The 23,667-nt window shown below is 43.5% G+C and carries 24 protein-coding genes, 3 tRNA genes and 1 pseudogene; 8 read left to right on the top strand and 20 right to left on the bottom strand.

Features of this window, described 5'->3' with window-relative positions; genetic code table 11:
- Nucleotides 1–13: 13 nt before the first annotated feature.
- From FOC32_RS01920 to FOC32_RS01935, 4 genes and pseudogenes are all read right to left on the bottom strand, one after another.
- Nucleotides 14–619, bottom strand: a pseudogene (locus FOC32_RS01920) (dihydrofolate reductase family protein).
- A gap of 117 nt (nucleotides 620–736) precedes the next feature.
- Nucleotides 737–813, bottom strand: a tRNA-Arg gene (locus FOC32_RS01925).
- A gap of 49 nt (nucleotides 814–862) precedes the next feature.
- A tRNA-Arg gene (locus FOC32_RS01930) sits at nucleotides 863–939 on the bottom strand.
- 13 nt (nucleotides 940–952) lie between these two features.
- A tRNA-Ser gene (locus FOC32_RS01935) sits at nucleotides 953–1,042 on the bottom strand.
- A 260-nt stretch (nucleotides 1,043–1,302) separates the two neighbouring features.
- Between FOC32_RS01935 and rnr the strand changes: the two genes are divergently transcribed.
- The 3 genes from rnr to FOC32_RS01950 all read left to right on the top strand — a co-directional run bounded on the left by rnr (nucleotide 1,303) and on the right by FOC32_RS01950 (nucleotide 5,309).
- Nucleotides 1,303–3,750, top strand: coding sequence for a ribonuclease R (gene rnr, locus FOC32_RS01940; RefSeq protein ID WP_175966117.1), 2,448 nt, complete (start codon nucleotides 1,303–1,305; stop codon nucleotides 3,748–3,750).
- A 79-nt stretch (nucleotides 3,751–3,829) separates the two neighbouring features.
- Entirely contained in the window at nucleotides 3,830–4,090 is a 261-nt protein-coding gene (locus FOC32_RS01945; RefSeq protein ID WP_175966119.1) for a hypothetical protein, read from the top strand.
- Nucleotides 4,091–4,164: 74 nt separating this feature from the next.
- A protein-coding gene (locus FOC32_RS01950; RefSeq protein ID WP_122959112.1) for an IS3 family transposase occupies nucleotides 4,165–5,309 on the top strand; the annotation gives its coding sequence in 2 pieces (ribosomal slippage) (nucleotides 4,165–4,429 and nucleotides 4,429–5,309; 1,146 coding nt in all).
- A 272-nt stretch (nucleotides 5,310–5,581) separates the two neighbouring features.
- On the opposite strand, the gene FOC32_RS01955 is transcribed toward FOC32_RS01950, so the two are convergent.
- Both FOC32_RS01955 and FOC32_RS01960 read right to left on the bottom strand, forming a co-directional pair.
- A complete protein-coding gene (locus FOC32_RS01955; RefSeq protein ID WP_175966120.1) occupies nucleotides 5,582–6,052 on the bottom strand; it encodes a transposase family protein in 471 nt (156 codons plus the stop codon).
- Nucleotides 6,000–6,395 (bottom strand): transposase family protein, encoded by a 396-nt coding sequence (locus tag FOC32_RS01960; RefSeq protein ID WP_175966122.1) that lies wholly within the window; start codon nucleotides 6,393–6,395, stop codon nucleotides 6,000–6,002. Before FOC32_RS01960 ends, FOC32_RS01955 begins: the two co-directional genes overlap by 53 nt.
- Nucleotides 6,396–6,660: 265 nt before the next feature.
- Here FOC32_RS01960 and FOC32_RS01965 point away from each other — a divergent pair, with 265 nt between their 5' ends.
- The 4 genes from FOC32_RS01965 to FOC32_RS01980 are packed head-to-tail and all read left to right on the top strand — an operon-like array spanning nucleotide 6,661 to nucleotide 10,323.
- Entirely contained in the window at nucleotides 6,661–8,700 is a 2,040-nt protein-coding gene (locus FOC32_RS01965; protein ID WP_175966124.1) for a M3 family metallopeptidase, read from the top strand.
- 40 nt (nucleotides 8,701–8,740) lie between these two features.
- On the top strand, nucleotides 8,741–8,953 hold the full coding sequence (locus FOC32_RS01970; RefSeq protein WP_171064841.1) for a YheV family putative zinc ribbon protein: 213 nt from the start codon (nucleotides 8,741–8,743) through the stop codon (nucleotides 8,951–8,953).
- A 14-nt stretch (nucleotides 8,954–8,967) separates the two neighbouring features.
- Entirely contained in the window at nucleotides 8,968–9,387 is a 420-nt protein-coding gene (locus FOC32_RS01975) for a hypothetical protein (RefSeq protein WP_175966126.1), read from the top strand.
- A gap of 60 nt (nucleotides 9,388–9,447) precedes the next feature.
- Entirely contained in the window at nucleotides 9,448–10,323 is an 876-nt protein-coding gene (locus FOC32_RS01980; RefSeq protein ID WP_034701408.1) for a DMT family transporter, read from the top strand.
- A gap of 48 nt (nucleotides 10,324–10,371) precedes the next feature.
- On the opposite strand, the gene FOC32_RS01985 is transcribed toward FOC32_RS01980, so the two are convergent.
- The 5 genes from FOC32_RS01985 to FOC32_RS02005 form a co-directional block, all read right to left on the bottom strand.
- Nucleotides 10,372–12,654 (bottom strand): TRAP transporter large permease subunit, encoded by a 2,283-nt coding sequence (locus tag FOC32_RS01985; RefSeq protein ID WP_175966128.1) that lies wholly within the window; start codon nucleotides 12,652–12,654, stop codon nucleotides 10,372–10,374.
- 177 nt (nucleotides 12,655–12,831) lie between these two features.
- The gene (gene rrtA, locus FOC32_RS01990; protein ID WP_005233757.1) at nucleotides 12,832–13,404 is read right to left on the bottom strand and encodes a rhombosortase; all 573 of its coding nucleotides are present in this window, start codon (nucleotides 13,402–13,404) and stop codon (nucleotides 12,832–12,834) included.
- Nucleotides 13,405–13,476: 72 nt separating this feature from the next.
- Nucleotides 13,477–14,517 carry a hypothetical protein gene (locus FOC32_RS01995; RefSeq protein WP_175966130.1) on the bottom strand — a complete coding sequence of 347 codons (1,041 nt, stop codon included), beginning with the start codon at nucleotides 14,515–14,517 and terminating at the stop codon, nucleotides 13,477–13,479.
- A 546-nt stretch (nucleotides 14,518–15,063) separates the two neighbouring features.
- Entirely contained in the window at nucleotides 15,064–15,450 is a 387-nt protein-coding gene (locus FOC32_RS02000; protein WP_175966132.1) for a hypothetical protein, read from the bottom strand.
- Entirely contained in the window at nucleotides 15,443–15,700 is a 258-nt protein-coding gene (locus tag FOC32_RS02005) for a succinate dehydrogenase assembly factor 2 (protein ID WP_125278962.1), read from the bottom strand. The genes FOC32_RS02000 and FOC32_RS02005 overlap by 8 nt, the downstream gene beginning before the upstream one ends.
- Nucleotides 15,701–15,882: 182 nt before the next feature.
- Here FOC32_RS02005 and FOC32_RS02010 point away from each other — a divergent pair, with 182 nt between their 5' ends.
- Complete coding sequence (locus tag FOC32_RS02010; protein ID WP_005233750.1) at nucleotides 15,883–17,055, top strand: acyl-CoA dehydrogenase family protein; 1,173 nt, start codon at nucleotides 15,883–15,885, stop codon at nucleotides 17,053–17,055.
- A 53-nt stretch (nucleotides 17,056–17,108) separates the two neighbouring features.
- On the opposite strand, the gene FOC32_RS02015 is transcribed toward FOC32_RS02010, so the two are convergent.
- The 9 genes from FOC32_RS02015 to rplO all read right to left on the bottom strand — a co-directional run bounded on the left by FOC32_RS02015 (nucleotide 17,109) and on the right by rplO (nucleotide 23,666).
- Nucleotides 17,109–18,599 (bottom strand): flavin-containing monooxygenase, encoded by a 1,491-nt coding sequence (locus FOC32_RS02015; protein WP_175966134.1) that lies wholly within the window; start codon nucleotides 18,597–18,599, stop codon nucleotides 17,109–17,111.
- A gap of 207 nt (nucleotides 18,600–18,806) precedes the next feature.
- Nucleotides 18,807–19,172, bottom strand: a complete 366-nt coding sequence (rplQ, locus tag FOC32_RS02020) for a 50S ribosomal protein L17 (protein ID WP_004786886.1) — start codon at nucleotides 19,170–19,172, stop codon at nucleotides 18,807–18,809.
- Between the two features lie 18 nt (nucleotides 19,173–19,190).
- Complete coding sequence (locus FOC32_RS02025) at nucleotides 19,191–20,198, bottom strand: DNA-directed RNA polymerase subunit alpha (protein WP_004786889.1); 1,008 nt, start codon at nucleotides 20,196–20,198, stop codon at nucleotides 19,191–19,193.
- A gap of 16 nt (nucleotides 20,199–20,214) precedes the next feature.
- A complete protein-coding gene (rpsD, locus tag FOC32_RS02030; RefSeq protein ID WP_004786890.1) occupies nucleotides 20,215–20,841 on the bottom strand; it encodes a 30S ribosomal protein S4 in 627 nt (208 codons plus the stop codon).
- 12 nt (nucleotides 20,842–20,853) lie between these two features.
- On the bottom strand, nucleotides 20,854–21,240 hold the full coding sequence (rpsK, locus tag FOC32_RS02035; protein ID WP_001040166.1) for a 30S ribosomal protein S11: 387 nt from the start codon (nucleotides 21,238–21,240) through the stop codon (nucleotides 20,854–20,856).
- A gap of 19 nt (nucleotides 21,241–21,259) precedes the next feature.
- The gene (gene rpsM / locus FOC32_RS02040) at nucleotides 21,260–21,616 is read right to left on the bottom strand and encodes a 30S ribosomal protein S13 (protein ID WP_005233747.1); all 357 of its coding nucleotides are present in this window, start codon (nucleotides 21,614–21,616) and stop codon (nucleotides 21,260–21,262) included.
- Between the two features lie 107 nt (nucleotides 21,617–21,723).
- Nucleotides 21,724–21,840 (bottom strand): 50S ribosomal protein L36, encoded by a 117-nt coding sequence (rpmJ, locus tag FOC32_RS02045; protein WP_000867907.1) that lies wholly within the window; start codon nucleotides 21,838–21,840, stop codon nucleotides 21,724–21,726.
- A 20-nt stretch (nucleotides 21,841–21,860) separates the two neighbouring features.
- The gene (gene secY, locus FOC32_RS02050; RefSeq protein WP_171065444.1) at nucleotides 21,861–23,180 is read right to left on the bottom strand and encodes a preprotein translocase subunit SecY; all 1,320 of its coding nucleotides are present in this window, start codon (nucleotides 23,178–23,180) and stop codon (nucleotides 21,861–21,863) included.
- 45 nt (nucleotides 23,181–23,225) lie between these two features.
- Nucleotides 23,226–23,666, bottom strand: a complete 441-nt coding sequence (rplO, locus tag FOC32_RS02055; RefSeq protein WP_004786897.1) for a 50S ribosomal protein L15 — start codon at nucleotides 23,664–23,666, stop codon at nucleotides 23,226–23,228.
- Nucleotide 23,667: the final 1 nt, after the last annotated feature.

The following is a 23,667-nucleotide window of genomic DNA, read 5'->3' on the forward strand; positions in this document are numbered from 1 at the left end:
CAGTCTAATGGAGCTACTCCCCAACCAGGCTAGTTTTAACCTCGCCTGCCCGCTGATAACAGCTCAATACCACGCCATTTGAGGTAACTTGATGATCTGTCAGTGCAAATGCTGCCGGCGTAGAGTCTTCAGCACATAGACGTTTTCCTCTGCCCAATATTACAGGAAAGGTCATTTAATAGAGTTCATCCACAAGATCATGCTTAAAAAGTGCCTGTGCCACTGCGGCACTGCCATACACCCGGATATTTCCCTCCCCTGGAGCCTTCAGGTTAACGATTTCATCAATACTTTTTAGAAAGATCGTATTTTGCCAGTCCGAGTGATCCAAACTGGTGGATAGCACATATTTATTTACTTCATTAATTCCTGACCAGTCTTCAGCATGCTTCGGCCAGTAAGGTCCAAAAATCTGAAAGGTATTCTTACCAATCAAAATATCGGTAGACTGCATCCATTTTTGCATGATGTGATCAAATGCTGAATCGGATTCAGCACTAAAATACGGCGCCACCCAGCCACCATATTGAAAGCCACCCGATGTATCTTCTTCCGGACCGCCGGGTGTCTGCATTACACCGTCTAGAGTCAGAAATTCCTGGACAATGATTTTTCTCATCACGCTGCCCTTATTTTTATTGAGTCATCTAGGATTTATTTTTAGTATGTGTTTGAGGCGGATTCTGTAAATTTTAGGCACAAAAAAACCGCAACATGTGCGGTTCATTGTTCAAGTTGGTGCGCTCAGAGAGATTCGAACTCCCGACCCCTTAGTTCGTAGCCAAGTGCTCTATCCAGCTGAGCTATGAGCGCGTAACTTGTGTCGTCTTTATTAGACTGCGTTATTTTCCGATTTACTTATTGGTGCGCTCAGAGAGATTCGAACTCCCGACCCCTTAGTTCGTAGCCAAGTGCTCTATCCAGCTGAGCTATGAGCGCGACATAAGTAAAGTGGCGGTGAGAGAGGGATTCGAACCCTCGATACAGTTACCCGTATGCGTCCTTAGCAGGGACGTGGTTTCAGCCACTCACCCATCTCACCGTAACGTGCCGCCATAATACAAATTTCGGCATAGCACTGCAAGCACAGCTTGAAAAAAAACTGCATATTTTTGCTCGTTTAAATACTTTTTAAACAATTTCCCTGTTTTTAGTCATTTAAGTCCTGAAAAACCCGATAAATTTCCAGTTATCTAAAATTAGCCAAAAATCGAAAACTTAAACAGATTATTGCAATCATTTACGTGCAGTCTGGACTGACATGACTTATGCTAAACCTATCTCCAAGGACACTTTAAAGATATGATGAAAAATTGGGTCGATCCTGAAGCAAAAGCTGAAGCCGAACGTTATGACAACCCTATTCCAAGCCGTACCCTGATTCTCGAAACTATAGAAGAAAAAACTGCCCTGTCCCATGCCGACTTGGTGGAATATTTTGAAATTGCCGATCAAAAAAGTATTGATGCCCTGAGCCATCGTCTGATTGCGATGGTACGTGACGGGCAATTGATGAAAGACGGTTACAAGTTCCAGATTGCGGCGGAACAGCCTGAGCATGAAGCAACGGTATATATCAACTTCAAGGGAAGCGGCACAGCCAATATTTCAGGTGAAGATGACCTGCTTTTACCTGAGCGTGAATTGCGTCAGGTCTTTAACGGTGACCGTGTCAAAGTCCGCCAGACCTCAGTAGACCGCAAAGGCAAGGCTTGGGGCTTTATTACCGAGGTCTTGCAGCACCGCGTCAAACAGATCATTGGTAAAGTGTCTGAATATGAAGGTGAATACTTTGTTCAGCCAGCCAATCCAAATGCACATCAGCCTATTACTCTAGAAAAAGAGCTGATCGAGCATGCCAAGGTCAAAGTCGGCGATTCGATCCGCGTGGCGATTGATACCTACCCAACCAAAGAAGAATTTGCGACTGGTCATATTGTGCAGTCGATGGCAGACAAAGCCGATACCGAAATCATCATTCCACAGACGATTCTGGAATATGGCCTGCCATATGAATTCCCTGAAGAAGTCTTGAAAGAAGCGGAAAGTTTTAAAGAGCCTTCTGCCAAAGACCGTGACGGCCGTGTCGATCTACGTGATTTAGCGCTTGTCACCATTGATGGTGAAGATGCACGTGACTTTGATGATGCGGTCTATGCAGAAAAACGTCCAGGCGGTGGCTATCGTGTGGTCGTAGCAATTGCTGATGTGAGTCATTATGTACGTCCGGGCAAACCACTGGATGATGAAGCTCAAGAACGTGGGACATCCGTGTATTTCCCACACTTCGTTTTACCAATGTTGCCTGAAGCACTCTCTAATGGCCTGTGTTCATTAAATCCGAATGTCGATCGTCTGTGCATGGTCTGTGACCTGAAACTGTCACGTGCTGGCCGAGTAACCGGGTATGAATTCTATCCTTCGGTGATGCATTCCAAAGCACGTCTGACTTATGACCAGGTCGCGAAGTATTTTGAAGGTGACAGTACAGCGATTACTGAAGATCGCAGTGTACGTAAATCACTAAATACCCTGTTCCAGTTGTATCAAATTCTAAAAGGCTTGCGTGCTGAACGTAATGCAATGGAATTCGAAACCATTGAAACCTATATGACTTTCGATGAGCTGGGTGGTATCAATGAAATTCTGCCACGTACCCGTAATGATGCGCACAAGCTGATTGAAGAATGTATGTTGCTGGCCAACGTTGCAGCAGCTGAATATGCATTGAAAAATGAAATACCGATGCTGTACCGGGTGCATCAACCACCTGAGTTTTCGCGTATCCAGAAAGTTCGTGATTTCGTGAAGCTGCTGGGTCTGCCATTCCCGGAACAGCCAACCCAAGCCGATTATCAGGCAGTCATTGAAGCGACCAAAGACCGGATTGATGCGCCAAGTATTCATGCCGTGTTATTACGCTCCATGATGCAGGCCTATTACGGTGCCGACAATGCTGGTCACTTTGGTCTGGCTTATGAAGCGTATACGCACTTCACCTCTCCAATTCGCCGTTACCCCGATCTGTTATTACATCGTGCTATCAAAGCCCATCTGAGTAAAAAGCCATATCCAATTTCAGGTGCCTCTTTAGATGATGCCGGTGAGCATTTCTCAGCAACAGAACGCCGTGCTGATGAAGCCTCCCGCTCTGTAACGACCTGGCTGAAATGTCACTATATGCAGCAGCATTTAGGTGAAGAGTTTGTTGGCATTATCAGTGCAACGGCTGAATTTGGTTTATTTGTCACGCTGAAAGACCTCTATGTCGATGGTATGGTGCATGTCAGCCAGTTGGGCGATGACTTCTTTGTCTTTGATCAAAGCAGCCAGAGTCTGGTCGGCCAGAACTGTGGTCAGATCTTCGGCCTAGGTGATGAAGTGAAGATCAAGGTTGCAGGAGTCAATTTGGAAGAACGCAAAATTGATTTTGAGCTGATCCAGCAATTGACTCATGCGGGTCGTCCAATTCGCGCCCGTGCTCCACGTGTCGCAGAAAAAAAACCTGCACCACGTCCGGAAGCAAAAGAGGAAGTCTTCAATAATCATGAGCGTGCGCAAAAAGCCCAGCCCAGTGATGATGGAGAACAGCCCATACGACGCAAAAAAGACAAATCCAAGCCCAGTTCCTACAGCAAAAAGCCTGCTAAAAAATCTGCAGGAAAGTCTGAAGCAAAGGCTAAAGATAAAGTAAAGAAAAAAGCCAAGATCAAAAAGAAAAAGTCGAATGCAAAAGCCAAGATTGAATAATTTCTAATGATCAAAAAAAGAGCGCTACGGCGCTCTTTTTATTTATAATCAATATACTAATTAAAAGGAAAATTATGAATTGGATACAGTTATTATTCTTACATTAATCATTTCCCTCACAGCTCTACTTGTAACCTATGCAGTGTTTAAATCAGATCAACAGCCACAGATTCTTATTTTTGCTACACCTCATTATGGAAAAGAATCTTTAATTCAACTTCATGTTAAAAATATTGGTAAATCTATCGCTCACAATGTAAGAGTCTTTAGCGACCGACCTATTCCTCAAGCAGCATTTGGAATTGAGAAATTAAATTCTAATAAGCAATATTTTGATTAGAGATGGATCCGGAAATTTGAACAACTCCTATAAGTGATACTCTGCTCCTCAAATGATGTTATAAACATCAATATATGGAGTATTTTATGGCACGTAGACCAAGAAGAAATCATTCAAACGACTTTAAGGCTAAGGTAGCACTTGCTGCGATCAAAGCAGAAAAAACACTTGCTGAATTGAGTTCTGAGTTTGATGTTCATCAAAACCAAATTATTGACTGGAAAAATCAATTGATCTCAGCTTCCTCACAAGCTTTCGATCAATCAAAAGCTCCATCAGAACCTCCCATTGATCTTAAAAAGTTACATGCAAAAATCGGTGAGCAGGCATTAGAAATTGATTTTTTAGAAGGTGTGTTGAAGAAACTGGGCCGCTTCAACCACAAAAGTTAATCGATCACTCACTTCAGATTTCAGTATCTAAACAAGCTAAGTTACTGAAAGTCTCTCGTGGTTGTTATTATTATCGCCCAAAACCTGTTAGCTCATCAGATCTGAAGCTGATGCGATGTATTGATGAATTACATATGCAATATCCTTTTGCAGGCAGTCGTATGATGCGTGATTTGTTGAATCGTCAAGGGCATCATATAGGACGACGTCATACACGTACTTTAATGAAGAAAATGGGTATTCAGGCGTTATATTGCAAACCAAATTTAAGCCAGGCTAATCAAGCTCACCGTAAATATCTATATCTGCTCAAAGGATTGGCTATTCAGCGCAGTAATCAAGTGTGGTCTACGGATATAACGTATATCCCTATGGCAAAAGGCTTTGTTTATTTATGTGCTGTGATTGATTGGCATAGCCGCAAGGTACTTGCGCATAGAGTATCGATTAGTATGGAGGTTACATTTTGCATAGAAACATTAAATGAAGCTATTGAAAAATATGGTCGACCTGAAATATTTAATACAGACCAAGGCAGTCAGTTTACCAGTGATGCATTTATTGATGTATTGAAATCAAATGGCATTCAAATCAGTATGGATGGTAAAGGTCGATGGGTAGATAATGTGATGGTTGAACGATTATGGCGGAGCGTTAAATATGAAGAGGTGTATCTCAAAGCCTACAGCAATGTTTTGGATGCGAAGAAGCAATTAAACGCATATTTTGAATTTTATAATTTGAAACGACCTCATTCGAGTCTGGACAAAATGACTCCAGATGAGTTTTACTATGACCAGCTACCACAACAAAATAAGGTAGCTTAACTAGAGCAGAGTATCACTTATAAATAAGCTTTTAGTTGTTCAAACATGTGGAACCACCTCTGATTCTGGTATTTTTAAAAATGGAATAAAAGTATTTCCACCTAATCAAAGTTACATATACGATTGGGGACAATATGGAGGTCTTAAAGAATCATTAAATAATACATCTATCACCTTCACTGTGACTTATTTTTATAAACATCCTTTGAACCTGTGGAAAACCAAAATCACTAATATCTCTATTATCGATATGAATAGACCTCTTTCATAAATCATTTTTTGCTCAGTTCCAAGTTGTAGATTCCAGCGATTAAACTGAATCTCAAACCAAGCCTTTTACCTCTATTTCGATAACGCTCAGCAAGGATTTTGAAGGTTTTCAGGCTGCCAAATACATGCTCAATTCCGATTCTTCTTTTATTGATTTCCTGATTATAGATTTTCAATTCAGGATCCAATTTACAGTGTCTTTTGGCTTTTAATGGCAACAGGCTATTCGGATACAACACATAAATCCCCTGATAGCCTTTATCTGCAAGGATAAAAGCCCCAAAAGGAATCTGGTTTAAATTGCGTTTGAACAACTCGAAATCATGCACTGCACCGCGACTGGTACATAAACTCAGAATTTGCTGAGTTTTGTAGTGAATCATGGCCTGTACTTTAAAGGTATGGGTCTTTTTCTTGCCGCTATAGCTTTTCTTCTGTTTTTTTAGGCCTTTGGATTGGAATTTCCGTGGCATCCACGATCACAACATTCCAGTCGATGCCTTCGCCCTCGGGTAAATCTTTGGGTAAATTAAACAGATTGGACCGAATCAGGCAGTCTTCAACATGACGGACAATTCTTGAGGCTGTGGGCTCTGAAACCCCGTAACTCGTCGAAACATGAAATAAGGTTCGGTATTCCCGCCAATAGCTCAGACAGAGCAGAACCTGATCCTCCAGGCTTAACTTGGGCGGTCTGCCTTTGGCAGAGACATGCTTCTGCAATTGCTCAACCATCAAATAGAAAGTTGACCATGAGATGCCTGTGTATCGCTTGAACTGAGGATCAGAAAGCTTGTTTGAATCGATGTATTTCATCCGCAGATTATGCACGAATGCCAAGAAATCCGGAGTGCAAATATTAACCAAAAAGAAGATCGTTTTTTGATTTATGAAAGAGATCTAATGAACTAGAATCTCTTCCTTCATCCAATGGCGGCATCTTAGAACAATTAAAAAATATCAATAAATCCTTAACAACCTTAAATCAAAAAATTGAGAAAAAATTATAGATAGCTTGATTTCCCTGCCAATAAGCCCTACATCTAGATTTAACATAGGAAATGACTTCGGCAGAAACGACATGACATTAGAAAAAGCAACTTTACCCGTTCCACAATTCGATCAGATTACGCTGGCAGACCTTAAACAAAAAATTGAAGGCTGCATTCAGCAAGGTTTGCAATTTCTAAATGAACTGACCCAGACGCCTGATACTGTCCAGGAACAACTTGCGGTCCTAAAACAGGTTGATACGCTAGAAAATAATATGAGCGAGTCCTGGGGCGTTTTGTCGCATCTGAACGCAGTCATGAATAATAGTGAAACCCGTGATGTCTATCAGGCATTATTACCGGGTCTAAGTGATTACTATACTCAGCTAGGTCAGCATACGGCCCTGTATCAAACCTATCAACATGTACAGGATGCACCAGTTTTTAATGAATTACCGGAAGCTCAGCAAAGTGCAATTAAACTGGCGCTGCGTGACTTTAAATTGTCAGGTGTAGCGCTAGAGGGTGAAGCAAAAAAACGCTATGCAGAAATTTCTGCACATTTGTCACAACTTTCCTCAGATTTCTCTAATCATGTACTCGATGCAACTCAAGCTTATTTTAGACCGCTTAAGGAAGAAGAATTAGCGGGGCTGTCTGAAAGCAATATTGAACTGTTAAAACAATATGGCCAGCAACGTGAACTGGATCAGCCGGTTGCCACTTTAGATTTTCCGTCTTATCTAGCAATTATGACTCATGCCGAAGATCGTGGCCTGCGTGAAGAACTCTATAAAGCCTATACCACGCGCGCGTCAGATCAGTCCGAACAGACTGAATTTGACAATACTGCCATCATGGAAGAGATCCTGAAACTACGTCAGGAAATGGCAGCGCTATTAGGCTTTAATAACTATGCCGAATATTCACTGGCCAGCAAAATGGCACCAAATGTCGAAGCTGTGGATGAATTCCTGCGTGATCTGGCAGAACATGCCCGTGCGCCTGCTGAACAGGAAGTGGCTGAACTGAAAGCCATCGCTGCTGAAGATGGTATTACTGAATTAAAGCCTTGGGACAGCAGTTACTATTCTGAAAAGCTGAAAATGCAGCAGTTTAATCTGTCTCAGGAATCGCTGAAACCCTATTTCCCGGCTCCAAAAATCTTGCAAGGTCTGTTCAGTATCCTGAAACGTTTATATGACATTCAGGTAGTTGAACGTGAAGCGCCAGTCTGGCATCCAGATGCACGTTATTTTGAACTGGAAGATCAAGGTGAAGTGATTGGCGGTTTCTATTTCGACCTCTATGCACGTCAGGGCAAACGTGGCGGTGCCTGGATGAGCGGCTTTCGTTCACGCATGCAAATTGCTGAAGGTCTGCAAAAACCGATCTGTTACATGGTGGCAAACTTTACTCCACCGGTTGGTAACCGCCCTGCACTACTGACTCATGATGAAGTGATTACCCTGTTCCATGAGTTTGGTCACGGTCTGCATCATATGCTGACAGAAGTGGACAATATTGCTGTGGCTGGTACACACGGCGTGGATTGGGATGCTGTTGAGCTACCAAGCCAGTTTATGGAATTCTGGGCTTGGGATCAGGACAGTTTAAACCTGCTTAGCGAACATATCGAAACCAAGGAAGTCTTACCTGCTGACTTGTTAAAAGCCTTACTGGATGCTCGCTTCTTCCAGTCCGGTATGCAAACTTTGCGTCAGCTGGAATTTGCTTTATTCGACCTGAGCATTCACCGTGCCAATCCGGCATTGAATGCTGAACAGATTCAGGCAACCTTAAACGAGATTCGTGAAAAATACGCCGTTTTACCCACTACACCATATAACCGGTTCCAGCACAGCTTCAGTCATATCTTCGCGGGTGGATATGCAGCGGGCTATTATTCTTATAAATGGGCAGAAGTTTTGGCCAGTGATGCCTTCGATCGCTTCGAAGAAGAAGGAATTTTTAACACTGAAACCGGAAAGCAGTTTAGACAAAAAATTCTAGCAGTTGGCGGAAAAGATACAGCACTTGACGCATTTATCAATTTCCGCGGACGCGAGCCAAAAATAGATGCTTTGTTACGTCATCAAGGTTGGACGAACCGCTCTAAAAACGCTTAAACTACGTTTTTAAGTAAATCACAGGGTGAGTATGATGGCTATCAAACGTCGTTTCATTGCAGGCGCAAAATGTCCTAAATGTCAGGCGTTAGATCGGATCGTTATGCTGACCTCTGGTGAAGCTGAATGGATTGAATGTATCGAATGTGGGTATGAAGAAAACCGTCCCACCCATATCGAGGAACCTGAGTCACCAGCCGTTCCGGATGAAATTGGTGTGATTCAGTTTAAACCCCGTCAGCCAAAAGAATAATTTCGGGAACCTAAATGACTCTAGATCATCGACAAAATCCTAAACTTTTATGGGGAATAGTGAGTGGATTAATTGTTGTGATTATTGCTGTTTTAATAATTACACAGTTTTTTCTCACGCAAAATGAAACATTACCGGCACATCAGGGTGACTTGATGCATGCACCGGTGACACAAGCAGCACCTAAAGCAGAAGCTGAACTGGAAGAAATTGTGCCTACTTCTGAAAATGTCCTAGTCGATGCCTCTATTATAAGAGAAGAAGTTACTGAGAATGCTACTTTGGCGAAAGAAGAAATTGCCAAACTGGAAGATATCCAGCAACAGCTCAATGAGCAGGAAAAAAGCCTGAAGCAACAGCATAGTGATGCGGATGAGCTGATTAAACTCAAAGAGGAACAAATCAAGTTACTCGAAGTACAACTGGCACAATAATCAGAATGAGTTAGGGATTTTCAGCTAGAATATCCACAGATTTTCTAGCTAAGTTCTCTCATGAGTGTAGCCTCTCCCTCGCATCTGGTTAAGGCAATTGTCTTTCTGACCTGTTCCGCTTTTCTGTTTTCAGTCATGGGCGTCTGTATTCGCTTCGCCTCACACACGGTTGACAATGCCACGGTGGTATTTTTCCGGAATTTTGTCGGCCTGTTTATCTTTCTGCCATTAATCTTTAATAAAGGCATTAGCTTTTTTAAAACTGAAAAACTCTGGATGCACACCTGGCGTTCTGTCGCAGGTCTGACAGCGATGTATGGCTTTTTCTATGCCATTGCACATTTAAAGCTCTCCAATGCCATGGTCTTCACCTATTCCTCACCGATTTTTATTCCACTGATTGCCTGGCTGTTTCTAAAAGAAAAAGTCACTCAAAGCATGTTACTGGCTGCTGCGATCGGTTTTATTGGCGTGTTGTGCGTGGCTAAGCCTGATTCCGGTTTATTTAACCTGATGTCTGTGATTGGCTTGAGTGCCAGCTTCCTGGCTGCTATGGCTTTTGTCACGGTGCGCGCACTAACTCAGACCGAACCACCAGAACGGATTGTGTTTTATTTCTGTCTGATCGGCACCCTGATTTCCATGGTTCCAATGTTCTGGCATTGGCGTCCTTATACCCTGACTGAACTCGGTTATTTAATTGCAGCCGGTTTATTGGCAAATACCAGCCAGTTATTTCTATCCAATGCTTATAAACTGGCACCTGCTGGTCAGATTGGGCCAGTGAACTATATTGCGATTTTCTTTGCTGGCTTATGGGGCTATTTATTCTGGGAAGAAATTCCAGATCTCTATAGCCTGCTCGGACTAGGATTGATATTTTGTGGGATTCTACTGTGTAGTCCTGTTTTACAAAATAAGCTTAGGCTGCGTTAAGGCCACAATAAAAAAGCACCCGAAGGTGCTTTTTTTTATTTGCTTAAATTACTGATACCAGTCGAAGAGCTTAAATACATAAGGTACATAGGCAATGATCAGCATCGCTGGCAGTAACACGATCATCGGTAAAATCCAGCGCTCATAACGGTAATAGAAGGACTTATGTCGAACTTCTGCATCCGCCTCGGCCACCTCCGCATCACCAATGGATTGCCTTGCTAACAGATGGTTCAGGGCAACTGGTGGTGTCACATAACCCAGCTCGAAACCAATCAAGGTAATCATCCAGAAGTGCACCGGATGAATTCCATACTGATAGGCGACTGGTGCAACCGTTGCTGAAATTAGGATCACTGCGCCGAATGGGTCCATAATCATGCCAACGAACACCATCAGGCCAACAATCATGGAAATCACCAGAATGGTACTGCTGATATCTGTCGGGAACGCTTCCATAATTTCCATACGTTCCAGCAGGCCACCCACACTGACAGACAGTGCCATCAGGATCACCAGCGCACCAATGTGTCCAACCGTTTCACTGGTCGAAATGTGTAATGATTTCCAGAAGCCGACTTGACGCAAGCTTTTACCAACAGTCGAACGTTTTACACCATGGTCTACATCCAGCTCACTGCCCTGCTGCTCAATATGCTCTGCTTCACGATATTCAGCATTCATGGCTGTACCCGCGGTCGCCATTGCAGGCGTATTTGCTGAACCTAAGGTGGTAGTTAAGGTTTCATCCCAATGTCCCATTGGCGGTAATGGTGCAGGCTCATGACGTAACTTATCAAATAGCACGATCATCAATAGAATGACTGGCATCATGACAGGTGCAGTAAATTCATTCAGATCTGTAGACAAGGCATATTTGTAGAGCAGCCAGATCAGGATGAAAATCACGATATAAGGAATCACGTTTACAAAGGCACGTGCAGACTGTGGTGCAGCCAGACCAGGCGCAGCAATACGGAATTTGCTTTCAGCAAAGAATAGCGAAATGATCAGGAACAATGTTGAACTGAGCAGGAAGACATAGACACCGTAGTGATACAACATATCTGTCGTCACTTCCTTGTTTAGTGAAGCCACCACAACAATTAATAGACATGGACGTAATACCACACCGAGTGAACCCGACATGGCGGTTGCTGCCAAGGCAAACTGACGGCGACCACCGGCATTCCACACTTCCTTATAAATGATCGCACCTGCAGCAATCACGAAAATTCCAGATGCACCGGTATAAGCGGTTGGTAATGCAGCTGCCAGCAGGATTAACCAAGTCAAGGTTTCTGGCGCCAGATTCCATGGACGCAGGATATTCAGGAACATGTCTACGACACGAGTTTGTTTCAGCAGCATACCGGCCCAGATAAATAAGGCCAGATTCAGGAAGATGCTTGAGAATTCAACCAACTGCCCCAGATAGATACCCTGACCCATCGGGTAATCCATCAAGAAGACAAAGTTAAATCCAGTACTGATGGCCATATAGGCATACAGTGGCACGCTTAAGAAAGCTAGTCCAAAACTGCCTCCCTCTCGGGTCGCTTGAGGTGGCTTAATGACTTGGTACAGACTGATCAGCGTCAATGTACTAAAGAGAATCATCCATAGCCAGTAGACATACTTCATGTCTCCCATTGGCACCCCGGAATTCAGCACCGACATATATTGGCTATAAGAAGAATAAGCCAGGAAACTATTCGCGATCAGCATCGCCACAGAATAAACTTTGAAATCGATACGGGTCGCTGGACTACGTAGACCGATATGATGGGTTTTCAATGTCGCACTGATTGCAGCGAATACCACCATAATGATCAGCAGCAAGGCACGGTTTTCAGTCCCAAACTTGAAAATGCCAAAGAATGAAGTTTCAAAACTGCGATAAGCGCGAATACTTGGATGCGCTTCAATATGCGTCATCGCCTTGTCATAGAACTGGTAAGATTCTTCACAGACCTGTTGTGCCTGCATAACTGCAGCACGCACATCCGCTTCAGAACGTACACCGAAGAAATCGGCATATTCATCTGCAGCATCTGCTTTCATCTGCTCCTGAACTTTTTGATCGACATTAATATTACGATCACATTGTGGCGCTTTCGGTTCAGCACGCAAAAATGAATACTGCATGCCTGTTGCCGGGTCACCATACAGACGCTCGCCCATACGCAGCAACTGACCATGAATCATTTCCCCGGTTCCAATCACCAAGGTCAGTAAGAGCAAGATGAGCACGACAAAGGTCGAGATCCACTCTGTCCAGATATAACGTAACAGACCTAATCCTGATCTGTTTTGATTATCGTTGTGCATGTATTTTCCTATTCTTATTTTCGCGCCTTACATTCTTTTAAGCGCTGGTCTTCCTGTCTGCCCCGAAAATTCCTTTACAAGGGTCAGTATCATTATTTTCTGTTTTGACTCTGCATGAAAATCAGCAGAATAAAAATGACAATTTATCTTTTCTTTTTGTCTTTTCTGCCAACAGTTTCAGCTATCCCCAACATAGTTACCCAAGATATAGAGCAATGCGACTACCACTCCCCAGATCACCCCTAACAAATGCGCTTCGACCAGTACCGGACTGCCAATAAGTTGTGCAGTTTCCTGATTTCCAATGGTATTTTCCCAAATTAGTTTGGCAAAGATTAAAAATAATACCAGTACGGCAAATCCACGTTCACGTTGATAAAGCAGATGCACACAGGCGACTGCGACATAGGCCCCATGTAATACCCCGGATAGTCCTGCATATGCTTCAATATTTGGCAGGAAAAAATAAAAACTCAGGCTGATCAACGGTGGCAGAATCAAAAGGATTGAGACGAAATGCCACACAGATGCACGGGGAAAAATGAAAGGTAGACAGATAAAGGCAAGAATATTCAGAAAATAATGGGCCCAGCCGACATGCACCCAGTGCGCAGTCCAGAGCCGCCAGAATTCCCCGAGCAGGCTTTCCTGCCAGTAGATGAAAGCATCGTTAAAGATTTGCAAACTCGCTGAAAGAGAGACAAAAGCCGCCAGAAAAATAATTTTTCGTCGAAGATGTTGATCTTGCATCGGCTCCTTGAACTCCTTTCAGCATATTGAAAATGACCTCTATGAGCATCATTCACTTAATTTTTCATTAAATTATAGATCAGCGCTGAACAGATCATCCAGTTCTGAGGAATTATCTGTTTCATCCCAGAAGGTCTGCATGCCATCATCTGCACTACGAATACCGGTATTTTCAGTCCAGTAACGGTCAGAAATACCATTCACCATAATGGCAGCCATACTGTCGATCAGCTTGAACTGAGGATTGACCGGTTTTTCATCACTACGTGCCTGATCAAAGGTTCTTAATGCATCACGGATTTTGGCATCATCCCCACTAGCCTGTGCCGCTACAGCATATAAGGCATGTGATAAACGTACACCTTTTTGCTCACCGATTTGTACTGACTGTTTCAGAGTTTGGTAAGGATCAGGTTTTCCATCACCTGCCCCTGGCAATAAAGTCCAGATGACAGCACGGGTTGCATTTGGCGCGCCCCAGAATTTGGTATTATCCAGACAGGTCATGCCACGCTCAACCACAGCCGCAATATCTTTAGGTACTTGTACGGCCCCACCCGAGTTAATGTCATTGGTCATGGCTTGCAAGCCACTCAGCATGCCTAGCAGATAAACTGTCTGTTCAATATCACTGTTCATGCGTGGGCAGCTTTCACCCAGCGCTTTTTTATATTTTTTCTCATAACGGGTCTGGAATAACTGATAACCCGTGTACTGGCGTTGTGCAGCCAATGCAGCCCAGCGTTTCTGCTCAATCCGCGCATCCTGAGCTTCAGTCACCTGGTTGACTTTAGAAGCACGCAGATACCGTAGCTCTGCCTCCAGCGCTTTCTGCTCGGCACAAATTCCGGCTGCAGAATACATCAGTACTGCAACACGAGTCGGATCAGCCCCCATTTCCTTGGTCGACATGATAGCCGGCGTTAAAGAATTCCCGGAATTACACACCATCTCGGCATCATCCATCGCCAGGATTGGTGGAACAATATGCTTTTCAGTGAAACCCAGCGCCACATTGGCACCGGTTTTAATGACCTGAGAACATCCTGTTAGAACTGTTGTTGTTATTGCAATGGTCGCCATACCTTGGCATATTTTTCGGACGCTCGACATTTTCCTGTCCTCTATAATTGTGATTATGTCCATTATTCTGCTAAACATATCAGAAGCATATAACGAATAAAAGAGTATTTACTCTAATTTAGACCAGACACTTTGCCATTAAATCGCCCAGCTGCAAGTGACTGTAGTAGATAAAATCCCAAATTTTGGGCAAAAAAAAAGTAGCATTGCGACGGTTCAGCACATGCTACTTATCAACTCGGCAAGCCGAGAAGAAAATAGGTTCTCGAGCTTAATTCTGTTATTTAGGTGAAAATCTGTCCTTCAGCACCGTTCCCAGCCGTCCTATGACTAGGGCCATCACAATCGCAACGATCAAAAACATCCACATTGGAAATTCCATCATGATCTCCTGTGTTCGCTGTTGGTGAGTTAAATGTACCTGCTTATAAAAAAAGCAGCCGAAAAATTGTCATACAATTCATTGTTTTTGCAGAGAAATATGATTTTTTGTCTGACAATTCAAGCGGGGTTAGCGGATAAATCTTTATTTTCAAAAAATTTATTTAAAATTTCGGAATATCAGTTGTCTGACAATTAAAGTATTTTTGTCAGAACTTTCAAAGACTTCCATTGTTTAAAAGGCAACTGGTCACACCAGATGAGCAATGGACGGGCTTTTGCATGCTGGAAATACACCACGATATAAGCTTGGTGATCAATCACGTGACTGATCAATACTCGCCGTGTGCCTTGTGCAGCTGCAGTCAGTGACCATTCACGTCCATCCAGATATTCAAACTGCTCAATGTGCGGTGTCTTACGATAAAACAACTGGTAGATGACCAATCCGATGACGCCACAAACCAGCCAAATTGTCACAGGCAATAACTGATACAGCAAGAACATCAATACAGCGAAAATAAAAAGCTGAAACACCAGCGCACACTTGCTGCGTCTCAGCTTGAAACAGCGATTATCCATGAACGTAAAATTTAAGCTTCTTGATAAAATCTTTTAATTCAGGGCGTGGGGGTTCTGACACTTCCATAAACCAGTCCAGCAGGTCCGGATCTTCCTGTGCAACCAGCTCAGCAAACATCTCTTTTTCGAAGGGATCAGCATTGAGATAATAGTTTTTCACGTAGGGATCAAAATATACATCGATCTCTTTCAAGCCACGACGCGCGCGATAAATCACTTTGCGCTCTTCTAAGGTGATGTCATCAGTCATCGAATTTTCCCAACTCGTTACAAACCTGAGTAGTTTACCTTAAGCCATTGCTGAATTTCGAGGTATTTCATACAAATGACCAAAAGCATCAGTAGATTCCCCAGATTTGAACATTCAGCTCATTGCTCCCTCGTCTGCTCTATCTTAAGTTAAATAAAACATCACAATAAGGGAATTATAAGATGCATTCGAGCGCGATCCGTCCATTGGCCAGCATGCTGCCACGTCAACTTTTCAATGATGAACATGAAGCCTTTCGGGAGACGGTCCGTAAATTTTATGAAAAGGAAGTGACTCCTCATACAGAAAAATATGAACAGCAACAGCATATCGATCGTGAGCTCTGGAATAAAGCCGGTGAACTTGGCCTTCTCTGTGCCACGATGCCTGAAGCTTATGGCGGTTCAGGGGTGGATCGTTTATACAGCATGATCCTGATCGAAGAACAGGCCTATGCAGGCGACTCTGCGACAGGATTTTCATTGCACTCCGATATCGTGGCCAATTATATTCTGAACTTTTGCAATGAAACACAAAAGCAGCAATGGCTCCCGAAAATGGCAACAGGTGAAGTGGTCACGGCAATTGCGATGACTGAGCCCGGAACTGGCTCAGACCTGCAGGCAGTACGCACCAGTGCGGTATTAGAAGGTGATGAGTATGTGATTAATGGATCTAAAATTTTCATTACCAATGGCTATCTTTGTGATATGGCAATTGTGGTATGTAAAACGGGCCATAGCGAGAAAGGCTCTGCTAACCTGTCTTTAATTATGGTCGAAGCAGATCGTGCAGGATTTAGTAAAGGTAAACCCTTAAATAAAATCGGCATGAAAGGTCAGGATACCTGTGAACTGTTCTTTGACAATGTCCGTGTGCCTAAAGAAAACCTGCTAGGTCAGGAAGACATGGGTTTTATGATGCTGATGAAAGAACTGGCTTGGGAACGGTTAATTGTGGCCATCATATGTCAGGCAGGGGCAGAAGCGGCATTCGCACATACAGTGAAATACACCAAAGAACGTCAAGCCTTTGGCAAACCGATCAGCGCTTTTCAAAATACCCGTTTTAAACTGGCAGAACTGCGTACCGAAATTGAAATTTGTCGGGCTTATCTGGACCGTTGTATGCAACTACAGCTTACTCAGGAATTGGGAATTGATGCTGCCGCAGCTGCTAAATACAAAATTTCTGAACTGTATAGCAAAGTGGTTGATGAATGCCTGCAACTGCATGGCGGTTATGGCTATATGCTGGAATACCCGATTGCACGAGCGTATCTAGATAATCGCGCGAACCGCATTTATGCAGGAACCAATGAAATCATGAAGGAACTGATTTCCAGATCACTCTAATTTGAAATATGAAAAAGGAGTACATCAGGTACTCCTTTTATCTATATCTACACTTAAGACACCAATCTTGGCTTGGCTGGCACGGCACTGGATTTCAATTTGAATTTCAATACTCCATCTTCAAAAGATGCAGTTTTTAGCTCTTTACGATCCGCTAGATAATTATTGGATACTTTCCAAGGCGCATGCTTACCCTGTTTCGGCATCACATCCGCTGCACGGGCAATATAGCCTGAAGTCAGACTTCCCATCACCGTATCTTCAAGTAATTCGGTAGCATCCCCTTCTGGAATCACTTCATCATAACCATGCTGATCCATATAATTGAGCAGACGGCAGATATATTCTGCGGCAATATCCACTTTCAAGGTCCAGGAAGCGTTGATATAACCAATAATCAGCGCCATATTTGGCACATCACTGACCATGATCCCTTGATACAACATATGCTTCGACGTATCCAAAGGCTTGCCATCCATCGTGGCCTGAATACCACCCAGAATCTGAATATTTAAACCAGTAGCAGACACAATAATATCCGCATCCAGATGTTTACCTGATTTCAGCTGAATCCCAGTTTCAGTAAATTTCTCGATATGATCTGTTTCTACAGATGCATGACCTTCACGCAGGATTTTGAATAAATCCCCATCTGGCACTACACATAGGCGCTGATCCCAAGGTTCATAATTCGGGGTAAAGTGTTTCATATCCACTTTCCCTTTCAACTGAAACTGTACAGATTTTAATAGTAGTGTTTTCAGTAATTTTGGCTGTTTTTGTGCAAGTGCATAAATCCCACGCTGCATGCCAATATTACGCGCACGGGTCAGCTTATAAGCCACATCTTCAGGCAATAATTTACGCATCTTTGAGTAAATCATGTCAATCGAAGGAACTGATGCAATATAGGTCGGTGAACGCTGCAACATGGTTACATGCCCTGCTCCGCCTTTGACCATGGCAGGAACTAGGGTAATCGCTGTCGCACCACTGCCAATAATCACGACTTTTTTACCGCTATAATCGAAGTTTTCAGGCCAATGCTGCGGGTGAATGAATGTACCTTTGAATGCTTCCTGATTCGGGAATTCCGGCTGGAAACCTTGATCATAATTGTAGTAACCAGTACAGCCAAGAACGAAGTTGGCGATCCAGGTCTGCTTTTTGCCCTGAGCGTTTTCAACTACGACTGACCATTTACGTGTCACTGAATCATAATTGGCACTAACGACGCGATGTTGAAAATGAATTTTTGAGCTCAAGTTAAATTCTTGAATCACTTCTGCAAGATAATTTTTAATTGCTGAACCGGAAGCCAATACGCTTTCTTTTTTCCAAGGCTTAAAATTGAAACCAAAAGTCGACATGTCCGAATCTGAACGGATGCCAGGATATTTAAACAAGTCCCATGTACCGCCAAAGCTTTCACGACGTTCAATGATTTCGAATGAGCGTTGAGGACTATGTTTAGAAAGATGGGCTGCCAGACCAATTCCCGAGATCCCCGCGCCTACAATTAAAATATCAACTTGCTTTTCCATATTCTTCTTTTACCTGAGCATTGTCATATATTTTTATTAAAGCACAAAATTGACAATACACAATGTCAAGTTTAAATAAAAATGATTATTTTTTATCTTTTCAGGACAAATTACTAAACTGCTTGATAATAGGTAAATGCAAGACAATAAAAAAGGCCGGTTTATTCAACCGACCTTTTCGAACAACGTTTGCTGCTCTACACGAAATTAGTTAACTTCGCGATCTACTAGCTCAACGTAAGCCATCGGTGCAGCATCACCTGCACGGAAGCCCGCTTTAAGAACACGTAGATAACCGCCGTTACGCTCTTTGTAACGAGGGCCAAGAACGGTAAATAATTTACCAACAGTTGCAGCTGAACGAGTACGAGCAAACGCCAAACGACGGTTTGCTACTGTATCGACTTTAGCTAAAGTGATTAAAGGCTCAGCAACACGACGTAATTCTTTTGCTTTAGGCACAGTTGTTTTGATCAACTCGTGCTCAAACAAAGAGTTAGCCATGTTTTGGAACATCGCTTTACGATGACTGCTTGTACGGCCTAATTTCACACCACTATTACGATGACGCATGGTGATAGTCCTACTTAATTAACGGCTACGATAGGCGAAACGATCGTCCATACGGAGACTAGCTGGTGGCCAGTTCTCTAAACGCATGCCGAGTTGTAAGCCTTTGGAAGCCAGAACATCTTTGATCTCAGTAAGCGATTTTTTACCAAGGTTAGGAGTTTTAAGTAACTCAACCTCAGTACGCTGTACAAGATCACCAATGTAGTAAATGTTTTCTGCTTTCAAACAGTTAGCAGAACGAACAGTTAGCTCTAGATCATCTACTGGACGAAGCAAAATTGGATCAACTTCTTCACGAGGTTCTTGAGCCACAGGAGCTTGATCTTTCTGAAGATCAACAAAGATTGCAATTTGTTGTTGCAAGATTGTTGCCGCTTTGCGGATTGCTTCTTCAGGATCAACTGTACCGTTGGTTTCAAGATCAATGACCAGTTTATCAAGGTCAGTACGTTGTTCTACACGAGCGTTTTCCACTGTGTAAGACACACGTTTGATCGGGCTGTAAGATGCATCTAACTGTAAACGACCCACTGGGCGAGTCTCGCCTTCTGGAAAACGTGAGTCAGAAGTCTCATAGCCACGGCCTTGAGCCACTTTCAGGCGCATCTTCAGATTGCCTGATGCACTTAGCGTGCCGATCAAGTGTTCAGGGTTAACCACTTCAACATTATGAGGTAAACGAAGGTCAGCCGCAGTTACGTCGCCTGGACCTTGTTTCTCTAATGTTAAATAAGCTTCATTTTGATCGAACAGCTTAATAGACAATCCTTTTAGGTTCAGCAAGAGCTCGACGATGTCCTGCTGCAAGCCTTCCAAAGTACTGTACTCGTGCTCAACACCTTCAATCTCAACTTCTACCACAGCAGCGCCAGGTAAAGAAGAAAGAAGGATGCGACGTAAAGCATTGCCCAGAGTATGACCAAAGCCACGCTCTAAGGGTTCTAGAATAACTTTTGCCGAGGTCCCGCTTGCCGCTTCGACCTTGATCGCTTGCGGAGTTAGAAACTCATTTGCAGTACGCGTCATATTGCTACCTCAAGGATTATTTAGAATACAATTCTACAATCAAGCTTTCGTTGATTTCAGCAGGTAAATCAGAACGATCCGGTGCAGCTTTGAACGTACCTTCTAGTTTAGAATGATCTACTTCCATCCAAGAAGGAATGCCACGTTGAGCAGCTAATTCAATTGCGTTTTTGATACGTAATTGTTGTTTAGCGCCTTCGTGAACTGCAATCACGTCACCAGCTTTAACTTGGATAGACGCGATGTTAACGCGACGGCCATTTAAAGTGATTGAACGGTGAGATACTAACTGACGAGCTTCTGCACGTGTAGAACCAAAACCCATGCGATAAACAACGTTATCAAGACGGCTTTCAAGCAGTTTCAACAGGTTTTCACCAGTTGCGCCTTTCACACGAGCAGCTTCTTTGTAGTAGTTACTAAATTGACGCTCTAAAACACCGTACATACGACGTACTTTTTGTTTTTCACGTAATTGTAGTGAGTACTCAGATTGTTTACCGCCACGAGCTCCACCATGTTGACCAGGAGCTTTAGCGTGTTTTTTAGTTTTGACGTCAAATGGTTTAACGCCAGATTTTAATTGCAGGTCTGTCCCTTCGCGGCGAGAGAGTTTGCATTTTGGACCAATATAACGAGCCATGAATGTTTCTCCTTACACGCGACGTTTTTTAGGTGGACGGCAACCGTTGTGAGGGATTGGAGTCACATCGGTAATGCTGTTAATTTTATAACCCACTGCACCTAATGCACGAACCGCAGACTCACGACCTGGACCAGGACCTTTAACAAGGACGTCCAAGTTTTTCAAACCGTAATCTAAAGCTGCTTTACCAGCAACTTCAGCAGCTACCTGAGCAGCAAACGGAGTTGATTTACGTGATCCACGGAAGCCTTGTCCACCTGAAGTGGCCCAAGCCAGTGCATTACCTTGACGATCGGTAATAGTCACAATGGTGTTATTAAAAGAAGCGTGAATGTGTGCAACACCTTCAGAGACGGTACGAGTGACCTTCTTGCGTGTGCGAGTATCTTTAGCCATCTTTTAGCTTCCAGAAATCTTATTTCTTAATTGGTTTGCGCGGACCTTTACGGGTACGTGCGTTAGTTTTGGTGCGTTGACCACGGACAGGCAAGCTGCGACGATGACGAAGACCGCGGTAGCAGCCTAAATCCATTAAACGTTTAATGTTCATGGAAATTTCGCGACGTAAATCACCTTCGGTCGGAACCTTGGCAACTTCTGCACGAATCGCATCAAGCTGAGCGTCATCTAATTCACGGATCTTAGTAGTAGTTGGGATACCCGCAGCAGCTAAGATTGACTTAGCAGTGTGGCGACCAATACCAAAGATGTACGTTAGAGAGATAACAGCATGCTTGTTATCCGGAATGTTTACACCGGCAATACGAGCCATTCAATTTTCTCCAAAAAGGCAGTAGAGATAATCAACCGCCCCACAAAAATCTTGAGGGGCGGATAATAACCCAATTCGCCTACTGAAATCAACAGGTCTTGATCAGATTAACCTTGACGCTGCTTATGACGAGGTTCTGCGCTACAAATTACGCGGATAACCCCATTACGACGGATAACTTTACAGCTACCACAAATTTTCTTTACAGAAGCTTGTACTTTCATGATGAAACCTCTAAGTGCGCTTATCCCTTAGGATGAGCAGTCGTTTTTCTCATTAACGTTTGATTGTCATACTGGTGCGAGGTGAGATGTGCTTGAAGCTGAGCCATAAAGTCCATCACCACCACTACCACGATCAGCAACGATGTTCCGCCCAAGCTAAATGGAATACCAAAAGAGCTTTGCAGAATCATCGGCATTAAACAGATGACAGTGATGTATATCGCGCCAATAAAGGTCAAACGATTGAGAATATGATCTAAGTAACGAGCAGTTTGCTCACCTGGACGAATACCAGGCACGTAAGCTCCGCTGCGTTTCAAGTTCTCTGACACTTCTTTAGGACTAAATACCAGTGCTGTATAGAAGTAACAGAAAAAGATAATTAACGCACCAAAGAGCACCAAATACAACGGCTGACCAGGCGATAACACCAATGCCAAGTCTTGTAGACTACGCTTGATAATTCCTGCACTTGGATCCGAACTACCAACCCACTGACCTAAGCTCGCTGGGAACAAAAGTAAAGAGCTGGCAAAAATTGCCGGAATTACACCCGCCATATTAATTTTTAATGGCAAATGCGTTTGCTGTGCAGTAAATACACGACGTCCCTGCTGCTTTTGGGCATAGTTCACCGGAATACGACGTTGCGCCTTCTCGATAAACACAATCGCTGCTAGTACAGCAATCGATAACAGACCAAAAATTGCTAGTCCAATTAGACTAGACTGGCCATTATCAACTGAAGTTAGAGACTGCATAACTAAAGTCGGCAATCCTGCAACGATACCTGCGAAGATGATCATGGAAATACCATTGCCCACCCCACGCTCGGTAATCTGTTCACCCAGCCACATCAGGAACATGGTCCCCGCAACCAATGAGGTTACTGCAGGAACATAAAAAGCCAGACCAGAGGTCAGGGTAATTCCCTGGCTGATCAGGCCAGCACACATACCAATTGCTTGCACAAGTGCAAGGAACAGCGTGCCTTGTCGTGTGTATTGGTTAATCTTACGTTTGCCCTGCTCGCCTTCTTTTTTCAAAGCTTCGAGCTGAGGAACCACAGTAGACATCAACTGCACGATAATCGATGCAGAGATGTATGGCATGATCCCTAAAGCAAGAATCGACATTCGCTCTAATGCACCACCCGAAAACATGTTAAACAAACCAAGGATGGTACCTTGGTTTGCATTAAACAGATTTTCTAGCGCAGCATTATTAATCCCTGGTACTGGAATATGCGCTCCTAGTCGAAACACCAACAACGCACCAATGAGAAACATCATTCGACGAATAATTTCACGGTATTTCACATGAAATGGTTGGCCTTTCATCATGTTGACATGACCTGAAGAACTAGGAGTCATAGACACTGGGGATTACTCCTCGACTTTACCGCCAGCAGCTTCAACAGCAGCTTTAGCGCCTTTAGTCAATGCAACACCTTGTACAGTGAATGCACGAGTAATTTCACCAGAAAGTACGATACGAGCACGAGTCATGTCTTTACGTACAACGTTCGCAGCTTTTAAAGTTTCAAGAGACACGATGTCTCCTTCAACTTTAGCAAGCTCAGATAAACGTACTTCAGCAGTTTTCAAAGCCAATTGGCTAGTGAAACCGAATTTAGGCAAACGACGATAAAGTGCAGTTTGACCACCTTCGAAACCTGGACGAGTACCACCGCTCTTACGTGAGTTTTGACCTTTGATACCACGACCACCAGTCTTACCAACGCCAGAACCGATACCACGGCCTAAACGAAGGTTGTCACGCTTAGCACCTTCTGCAGGTGCAATTGTATTTAAACGCAGAGTCATG

It is taken from the genome of Acinetobacter sp. FDAARGOS_724, assembly GCF_013364475.1.
In the GTDB taxonomy this organism is placed as follows: domain Bacteria; phylum Pseudomonadota; class Gammaproteobacteria; order Pseudomonadales; family Moraxellaceae; genus Acinetobacter; species Acinetobacter variabilis.

What these genes read in the sequence shown, in the direction of transcription:
- rplQ (WP_004786886.1), bottom strand. Translation starts at nt 19,172, where the DNA reads ATGCGTCATCGTAATAGTGGTGTGAAATTAGGCCGTACAAGCAGTCAT.
- FOC32_RS02005 (WP_125278962.1), bottom strand. Translation starts at nt 15,700, where the DNA reads ATGACTGATGACATCACCTTAGAAGAGCGCAAAGTGATTTATCGCGCG.
- FOC32_RS01975 (WP_175966126.1), top strand. Translation starts at nt 8,968, where the DNA reads ATGACTCTAGATCATCGACAAAATCCTAAACTTTTATGGGGAATAGTG.
- FOC32_RS01965 (WP_175966124.1), top strand. Translation starts at nt 6,661, where the DNA reads ATGACATTAGAAAAAGCAACTTTACCCGTTCCACAATTCGATCAGATT.
- FOC32_RS01955 (WP_175966120.1), bottom strand. Translation starts at nt 6,052, where the DNA reads ATGCCACGGAAATTCCAATCCAAAGGCCTAAAAAAACAGAAGAAAAGC.
- FOC32_RS02000 (WP_175966132.1), bottom strand. Translation starts at nt 15,450, where the DNA reads ATGGATAATCGCTGTTTCAAGCTGAGACGCAGCAAGTGTGCGCTGGTG.
- FOC32_RS01980 (WP_034701408.1), top strand. Translation starts at nt 9,448, where the DNA reads ATGAGTGTAGCCTCTCCCTCGCATCTGGTTAAGGCAATTGTCTTTCTG.
- FOC32_RS01960 (WP_175966122.1), bottom strand. Translation starts at nt 6,395, where the DNA reads ATGAAATACATCGATTCAAACAAGCTTTCTGATCCTCAGTTCAAGCGA.
- FOC32_RS02015 (WP_175966134.1), bottom strand. Translation starts at nt 18,599, where the DNA reads ATGGAAAAGCAAGTTGATATTTTAATTGTAGGCGCGGGGATCTCGGGA.
- rpsD (WP_004786890.1), bottom strand. Translation starts at nt 20,841, where the DNA reads ATGGCTCGTTATATTGGTCCAAAATGCAAACTCTCTCGCCGCGAAGGG.
- rplO (WP_004786897.1), bottom strand. Translation starts at nt 23,666, where the DNA reads ATGACTCTGCGTTTAAATACAATTGCACCTGCAGAAGGTGCTAAGCGT.
- secY (WP_171065444.1), bottom strand. Translation starts at nt 23,180, where the DNA reads ATGAAAGGCCAACCATTTCATGTGAAATACCGTGAAATTATTCGTCGA.
- FOC32_RS01985 (WP_175966128.1), bottom strand. Translation starts at nt 12,654, where the DNA reads ATGCACAACGATAATCAAAACAGATCAGGATTAGGTCTGTTACGTTAT.
- FOC32_RS01995 (WP_175966130.1), bottom strand. Translation starts at nt 14,517, where the DNA reads ATGTCGAGCGTCCGAAAAATATGCCAAGGTATGGCGACCATTGCAATA.
- rpsM (WP_005233747.1), bottom strand. Translation starts at nt 21,616, where the DNA reads ATGGCTCGTATTGCCGGTGTAAACATTCCGGATAACAAGCATGCTGTT.
- rpmJ (WP_000867907.1), bottom strand. Translation starts at nt 21,840, where the DNA reads ATGAAAGTACAAGCTTCTGTAAAGAAAATTTGTGGTAGCTGTAAAGTT.
- rpsK (WP_001040166.1), bottom strand. Translation starts at nt 21,240, where the DNA reads ATGGCTAAAGATACTCGCACACGCAAGAAGGTCACTCGTACCGTCTCT.
- rrtA (WP_005233757.1), bottom strand. Translation starts at nt 13,404, where the DNA reads ATGCAAGATCAACATCTTCGACGAAAAATTATTTTTCTGGCGGCTTTT.
- rnr (WP_175966117.1), top strand. Translation starts at nt 1,303, where the DNA reads ATGATGAAAAATTGGGTCGATCCTGAAGCAAAAGCTGAAGCCGAACGT.
- FOC32_RS02025 (WP_004786889.1), bottom strand. Translation starts at nt 20,198, where the DNA reads ATGACGCGTACTGCAAATGAGTTTCTAACTCCGCAAGCGATCAAGGTC.
- FOC32_RS02010 (WP_005233750.1), top strand. Translation starts at nt 15,883, where the DNA reads ATGCATTCGAGCGCGATCCGTCCATTGGCCAGCATGCTGCCACGTCAA.